The 6,307-nt window shown below is 45.8% G+C and carries 8 protein-coding genes; 4 read left to right on the forward strand and 4 right to left on the reverse strand.

Translation table 11 applies throughout. From position 1 onward, the window contains the following. The first annotated feature begins 6 nt into the window (after positions 1 to 6). Genes JFQ59_RS11355 through JFQ59_RS11365 form a run of 3 tightly spaced genes read left to right on the forward strand, consistent with a single transcriptional unit; the run spans position 7 to position 2,323 of the window. On the forward strand, positions 7 to 423 hold the full coding sequence (locus tag JFQ59_RS11355; RefSeq protein WP_202320622.1) for an Lrp/AsnC family transcriptional regulator: 417 nt from the start codon (positions 7 to 9) through the stop codon (positions 421 to 423). Between the two features lie 33 nt (positions 424 to 456). Continuing rightward, positions 457 to 1,248: an enoyl-CoA hydratase/isomerase family protein gene (locus tag JFQ59_RS11360; protein WP_202320623.1), complete on the forward strand. Its 792-nt coding sequence runs from the start codon at positions 457 to 459 to the stop codon at positions 1,246 to 1,248. Positions 1,249 to 1,279: 31 nt separating this feature from the next. Then, on the forward strand, positions 1,280 to 2,323 hold the full coding sequence (locus JFQ59_RS11365; protein ID WP_202320624.1) for a hypothetical protein: 1,044 nt from the start codon (positions 1,280 to 1,282) through the stop codon (positions 2,321 to 2,323). Here the strand turns inward: JFQ59_RS11365 and JFQ59_RS11370 are convergent. Genes JFQ59_RS11370 through purB form a run of 3 tightly spaced genes read right to left on the reverse strand, consistent with a single transcriptional unit; the run spans position 2,304 to position 4,221 of the window. Continuing rightward, positions 2,304 to 2,492, reverse strand: a complete 189-nt coding sequence (locus JFQ59_RS11370; RefSeq protein WP_202320625.1) for a ferritin family protein — start codon at positions 2,490 to 2,492, stop codon at positions 2,304 to 2,306. The genes JFQ59_RS11365 and JFQ59_RS11370 overlap by 20 nt on opposite strands. Before the next feature lie 17 nt (positions 2,493 to 2,509). Next, positions 2,510 to 2,890 carry a cyclophilin-like fold protein gene (locus JFQ59_RS11375; RefSeq protein WP_202320626.1) on the reverse strand — a complete coding sequence of 127 codons (381 nt, stop codon included), beginning with the start codon at positions 2,888 to 2,890 and terminating at the stop codon, positions 2,510 to 2,512. Next, entirely contained in the window at positions 2,887 to 4,221 is a 1,335-nt protein-coding gene (gene purB / locus JFQ59_RS11380; RefSeq protein ID WP_202320627.1) for an adenylosuccinate lyase, read from the reverse strand. Before purB ends, JFQ59_RS11375 begins: the two co-directional genes overlap by 4 nt. Positions 4,222 to 4,295: 74 nt before the next feature. Here purB and JFQ59_RS11385 point away from each other — a divergent pair, with 74 nt between their 5' ends. Then, a complete protein-coding gene (locus JFQ59_RS11385; RefSeq protein ID WP_202320628.1) occupies positions 4,296 to 4,811 on the forward strand; it encodes an LEA type 2 family protein in 516 nt (171 codons plus the stop codon). A 67-nt stretch (positions 4,812 to 4,878) separates the two neighbouring features. On the opposite strand, the gene JFQ59_RS11390 is transcribed toward JFQ59_RS11385, so the two are convergent. After that, positions 4,879 to 6,126, reverse strand: a complete 1,248-nt coding sequence (locus JFQ59_RS11390; RefSeq protein ID WP_230972481.1) for an acetyl-CoA C-acetyltransferase — start codon at positions 6,124 to 6,126, stop codon at positions 4,879 to 4,881. Positions 6,127 to 6,307: the final 181 nt, after the last annotated feature.

Genomic DNA, 6,307 nt, shown 5'->3' on the forward strand with positions numbered 1-6,307 from the left:
TAATTTGTGGACGAAAAAGATTTGAAAATACTCGAGATGCTTGTTCAGAATGCAAGGATTCCAAAAACGAAGATAGCGAAAGAGCTGAATGTAACTGAAGCCGCAGTAAGGAAGAGAATTTCCAATCTCGAGAGAAGAGAGGAGATTCTTGGATACAGGGCTATTGTGAACTACAAGAAGGTGGGAATAAGTGCATCCCTTACGGGCGTTGATGTTGAGCCTGAAAAACTGTGGGAGGTAGTTGAAAAACTAAAGAAGATGAGTCAGGTTAAATCGCTGTGGCTCACAACTGGCGATCACACAATCATGACCGAGATCGTTGCGAGATCGGTAAAGGAGCTTTCCGAAATTCACGAATCTATTGCGGATATGCCCGGTGTGAAGAGGGTCTGCCCTGCTGTTGTTACGGACATTCTGAAGTGAAAAAACTTAAATTTAAAGATTATAAATCAGATCATGGGTGTCACTCTTGAGATCGATCCGGAGGATAGCAGAATAGGATGGATAAGGATTCGGACAGAAAAAATTAATCTTCTGAACCGTCAGCTTATGGATGACCTGGAAAATGCGCTTTTATCGGCAGATAGAGATGAAGAAATACATGCAATTCTGATAACCGGCGATGAGAGGTCGTTCTGTGCCGGTGCGGATATCAAGGAGATCGCAAATTTGAGCTTTGAAGATGGCGTAAAATGGTTCTCCAGGTACTACAGAATAATAGATCTCCTCAGGACTACCTCCAAGCCTACAATTGCGGCCGTTAAAGGGATCTGTGTGGGAGGGGGTAATGAAATAGCAATGGCATGCGATCTCGTTGTGGCGGGCAAATCTGCAAGGTTTGGACAGCCGGAGTTAAGGGTCGGATCCACTGCACTCGGTCTGGGGGTGCAGATGCTACCTCTTATTGTGGGAGAAAAAAGAGCCAGAGAAATTCTTTTCACCGCAAAGATCCTTTCAGCTGAGGATGCGTTTCAGATTGGTCTGATCAACAGGGTGGTTGTGGATGAGGAAGTGGAGGAAGAGGCAAGAAAGCTTGCAGTACAGATTCTGGACAACATGAGCCCACAAGCATTTCGGATCGTGAAATCTGCCTTCAAGTTCTGGACAGACCTCGCAATGCTGAATCTGCAACTTGCAAGGGATATTACAGCAATGGTCTGGGCCTCGGAGGAGTTCAGAGAGAGGAGCAGGGAATTTCTGGAAAAGAAGAAGTTCTCGCCTAAAAGGTTCTGGGGCGTTACGGATTAAAACTTATATGAAGGAATCCAAACATAATTACGTGCAGTATCTTCTGTTTCACGACCTCGAAGATGTATTGCCGAATCTTCCAGATGCAAAACCGTCTTTCGGTAGACACAGATATGTTGAAATTCTGGCCGAGTTTGAAGGGGGAGTGGTGGGCAAATATCGGAATGTCATCTTCACCCTTACCACAAAAGATATAAAATTATCAAAAGAACCCATTGTTTCTTTCACTGTAGAATTCGCCAGTGATGATGGGAGCTTCAAGTCCTTCAGGTACGGGAAGTACTCGTGCAATGATAAGATTCTGATTGATGGGGAGTATATCGACGAATTTTTTCATGATTTTCTCCCTGCTCTGCTTTCTGAACTGGGAATAGCAGAGCTCCTACTCAGAGACTGTATCGAAAGAGCACAGTATCTCGCCGAGCGTGAGACAGAAATTGTGAAGGATATAATCAGACTTTCAGATGAGGTCAGAGCCCTCAGTGTCGAAAGACTTGAAGAACTATCATTTGAACTCAGCTCTCTGAGAGCTAAATTTTTCAGCCGTTACATGAGGTTTAAGGACGATGTTGAGGAGATCTTTGCTGCAGTTTCCAGAGCCAGCAGCATATCTTCTTTTCTTGGTGGTATGCTTGCGGAGAAGATAGAAAGCTTGAAACTGGGACTTGAAGACCTCAGCTACTATGAATCAAGGTTTGAAGATACTCTCGCCGGTGTAAGAGACGCTCTCGATGTTGTGCATCTCCGACTCGAAATGTTGAGGGGAAAGGAGAACCTCGAACTGCAGAAAAGAACTTCTTCACTGCAGGCAGCAGCGGCAATAATCGAGTTTGTTGCAGTTTACTACTATACCCTGAAAATCTGGGAGACATTCCTTCCAATTGAAAAGGTACCCTCGATAATATCGTTCACGGTTCTCACCATTTTCGCAACTCTGGCAATTCTTTATACAGAAGCACTTGGGGAGTATCTAAGGAAAAGAAGGGTATCTCTTAAGCTTGTTGTGCTCACCCTGATGTTGACCTTAATTCTGATTTTGATGTCTGCTCTCCCCATCATTTTTTCAGAAGTCTGACAACCTTGAGACGCTCATGTAGTATTCTGATATGCTCCCTTTCCTGAGCTATAAGATAGTCAAGAATCTCCGCAGTTTCTGGGTCAGCATCAGATTTAAAACTCCGATAGGTTTCAATAGCATCTTTTTCAAGTTGTATGGCCTTTTTAAGAATTTCCTCTGGGCTCATATCTTAAATGTGTCCGCCTATGATAAACTTTTTTCCACCACTATCTCATCCCCGTCTTTCACCTTCCTGAGAACATTCAGATCGCTTATGATTTTTCCTATTACGTTCACAGCACTGGCAGGTCTGATTTTATCATCGCTGACTGGTGTCTTTCCGAAGAAAAGGCATATTGCCCTGCCCGGAATCCAGTAGGCAACATCACCGAGCTCTACAACATCCTTTGAGTTCTCCTCTTTGTCAACTACGATATCTGTTGTGAAGTATACCTCATCTCCCCACCTGCTGGCAGTACTCCTGATCGGCAAAGCCTCCACTAGTGCCCTGACAGTCTCAGGGGCCCACTCCTCGTAAAGCTCAATCTCGCACTCTACATTTCCAGCCCTGAGCTTTAACCTCATCCGAGCACCTCCTCAACCCACTTCACAACCCTGTCAACTCTCTCTGCAGCCGTTCCCAGATAATTCTCAGGTTTCACGATCTCCTCAAGCTCTTCTGCTTTAAAGTATCTCATTATTCTCTCATCTCTGATCAGCTCTTTATAAAGTGTCGTTCCATTTTCATATGCCCTCATGGAGGCCTGTCTGAGGATTTCGTGTGCTTCCTGCCTGCTTACCCCTCTCTTTGTCATTTCAATCATCACAGCCTCACTCAGATTTAGACCCTTCTGCATCTCCAGATTTCTTCTAACACTTTCCTCATCAATCTCCATTGATTCGACAACCTTTATCATCTTCGTCAGGATGTGATCCACCAGAACTGTCGACTCAACTAGAATTATTCTCTCTGCAGAGGAGTTTGTTAGATCTCTTTCCTCCCATAGAATCGCCGACTGGTGCTGCGGCTCAACGAAACCCCTCACAACCCTTGCTAAACCACAGATGTTCTCACTGTCTATCGGATTTCGTTTGTGGGGCATCGTAGAGCTTCCAACCTGCTTCGCCTCGAACCTCTCCATAACCTCTCCAACCTCAGCCCTTTGCAAGAGTCTGAAGTTGAGGGCAATTTTTTCGAGTGTGGTTGCAAGGCTGGCCAAAAACTCAATGTATTCACAGTATATGTCCCTCGGTATGATCTGGCTTGAAATGATGGCGGGCTTAAGATTTAGCAGCCTCATCACCTCTTCCTCGATCTCAAAACCGTCCTTTCCGAAAGCTGCCTGAGTTCCAACCGCACCGCTCATCTGTCCAACAAGCAGTCTGTCCTTCATCTGCTGAAGCCTGACATAGTGCCTTGCAATCTCAGCAGCCCATATTGCGAACCTGAATCCGTATGTGGTAGGTAAAGCAGCCTGTCCGTGAGTTCTACCAAGACAGACAACTTCTCTGTACCGTTTTGCCCTCTCTGTCAGCAGTCCGGCAAGTTTCCTGATCTTGCCCTCAATAATTTTAACGCTGTCTCTCAACTGCAGAGCTGTCGCAGTGTCGATAATATCATTGGACGTTGCACCAAAATGAACCCACCTGCAGTTTGTTACCTCGGTTATCGCCCTAACCAAAGCCATTATGTCGTGTTTTATTTCAGCCTCAATTTCCCTGACTCTTTCAGGTGTAACTCTAAAGGCCAGTTTTTTAGCTTTTATCGCTTCCTCTTCGCTCAGATAACCTTTCTTTGCCAGAGCCTTGAGAAGAGCCATTTCAACCCTGATCATCCTTTTAATTTTGCTGTCCTCACTCCATATCCTCTTCATCTCTGGAGTGCCATAGCGGTAGTCGATTGGATGGACTATCATAGCCGTTAGTTGGTGGGCTGGGATAAAAGCTTTACAATAAGAACCTTTATTTTTAGTAAATACTACGTTATATTATGCGACGGTTGTGGATCTTGCTGGTGGTGTTAACCGGAGGATTGCTGCCGTTGTGTGCACAACTGACACTTCAGAAGCCAACTGTTAGCATTGATAACATAAAGGTGGAGAGTGTGAGTGTAACACCGGGAAAAGGTGTAACTCTGGATTTAAGTGTTCGGATAATCGTGAGCAATCCTAACCCATTTGGTGCGCATTTAACGAAAATCGCCTATGATATATACCTGCTTAATGGTAAAGAATCGTATCTTGGACATGGCGAAAAAGAAGATGTAACCATCAGGAAACAGGGAAATACGACTATTGAAATTCCCACGACCATGAATCTGGACACAAAGACTTTTGGCAGGATTTTGGATTCTCTCGAAAAACAGGGATCGATAAAACTCAAAGTTTCTGGTTCGGCATATCTCGACCTGAAGATAACGACGTTTGAAGTGCCATTTGAGAAAACAGAAGTCATCACACCATCAGCATTCACATCCATTCTCTCGACACCAGTTTTAACCTCATAGTCAAGCCAGATTTTTCTTTTCAACATGCTGAAAACTGACAGTACCGCACCAGAGATAATATAAAAAATTAGATATTAACGTTCTCGATAATCGTTGCTCCTCCCTGTCCTCCTGCCCCGCAGAGTGTTGCACATCCGTATCTGGCCTCTTCAACGGCAAGAATTCTTGCGAGGGTGCCTGTAACTCTAGGACCGCTGGCAGCGAGTGGATGGCCAATGGCAATTGCCCCTCCCTTGACGTTAACTCTGTCTGGATCCAGACCGAGCTTCTTGATCGCAAAGATCGGCACGACAGAGAAAGCTTCGTTGATTTCCCAGTAGTCAATGTCCTTAACCTCCAACCCTGCGTGTTTCAGTGCCTTCAGACTTGCGGGGACAGGACTGGCCCCCATGATGCTGGGGTCTATTGCGGCCCAACCGATGGATACTATTTTCGCCATCGGCTCAAGCCCGTACTCCCTCATCTTCTTTTTGCTCATGAGCATAATTGCCGTTGCTCCTGCATTGAGCGGCGAGGAGTTGCCGGCTGTGATCACTCCACCGGGCTTGAATGCCGGTGGAAGCTTTTCGACCTGGTCAAGAGTTGTGTCAGGCCTTATAGACTGATCAGAATCAATTACCTTCTTGCTACCATCCGCCTGCTCAACCTCAACCGGCAAGATCTCCCCCTCTCTCTTTGTCGGATAACCCTCACCATTCCTGAACCAGCCCTCTTTCAGCGCCTTCGCAGCGAGCTTGTGACTCCTAACACCCCACTCGTCCAAGTCCCTTTTTGTCCACCCAATTTCGTCCTTGTAAACTTCAAAGAGCTTTTCTGCTGTGAAACCCATGCTCATAGCGGTCATCAGGTCATATTTCTGTATGAGATCGGGCCTTGACATGAGGGTTGGTGAGACTCCGAGATGGGGGTTGAGATCCATCTGCATCGGCAGGTGGGTCATGTGCTCGATACCGCATGCAATCGTGATTTCTGAATAGCCAAGCATTATTTCCATTGCACACTGATGCATTGCAGAGGTTCCCGAATTGCAAACCCTTTCCGTTCCCTGAGCCGGCACCTCAACTGGTAACTCGGCAAGCAGAGGAATGACTCTACCACCATAAAGCCAGTTCTCCTTCATCTGCATCGTACAACCTGTTATTATGTCCCCTATTTCTTTCGGATCGATTCCAGTTCTGTTTATCATCTCCTTAACGAGCATCGCTGCAACTGCCGGCATGTCTATCTTGTTAAACACGTCTTTTTCAGGCTGTTTCGGCCTGCTTCTCGAAAAGGCAGACCTGAGAAAATCTACAATATACACCTCCTCCACCATGTTATCACCTTACTTGCCACCTAGTTTTAAATTTTTTCAAAAAAAAGATGGAAATTTTTACATCAATGGATGCTTCCTCACCGTACCCAGCCTTGAGGGTATCTTGCCGAGCAGTGATCTGCCAATGACCTCAAGCTCGATCTCCCTCGTACCCTCGTAGATCTCAAGAATTCTTGCATCC

The sequence above is a fragment of the Archaeoglobus neptunius genome, assembly GCF_016757965.1.
Lineage (GTDB): Archaea > Halobacteriota > Archaeoglobi > Archaeoglobales > Archaeoglobaceae > Archaeoglobus > Archaeoglobus neptunius.

Bases quoted from the DNA above. Each gene is read 5' to 3' on its own strand.
- JFQ59_RS11375 (WP_202320626.1), bottom strand. From the start codon at position 2,890: ATGAGGTTAAAGCTCAGGGCTGGAAATGTAGAGTGCGAGATTGAGCTT.
- JFQ59_RS11360 (WP_202320623.1), top strand. From the start codon at position 457: ATGGGTGTCACTCTTGAGATCGATCCGGAGGATAGCAGAATAGGATGG.
- JFQ59_RS11370 (WP_202320625.1), bottom strand. From the start codon at position 2,492: ATGAGCCCAGAGGAAATTCTTAAAAAGGCCATACAACTTGAAAAAGAT.
- JFQ59_RS11385 (WP_202320628.1), top strand. From the start codon at position 4,296: ATGCGACGGTTGTGGATCTTGCTGGTGGTGTTAACCGGAGGATTGCTG.
- purB (WP_202320627.1), bottom strand. From the start codon at position 4,221: ATGATAGTCCATCCAATCGACTACCGCTATGGCACTCCAGAGATGAAG.
- JFQ59_RS11390 (WP_230972481.1), bottom strand. From the start codon at position 6,126: ATGGTGGAGGAGGTGTATATTGTAGATTTTCTCAGGTCTGCCTTTTCG.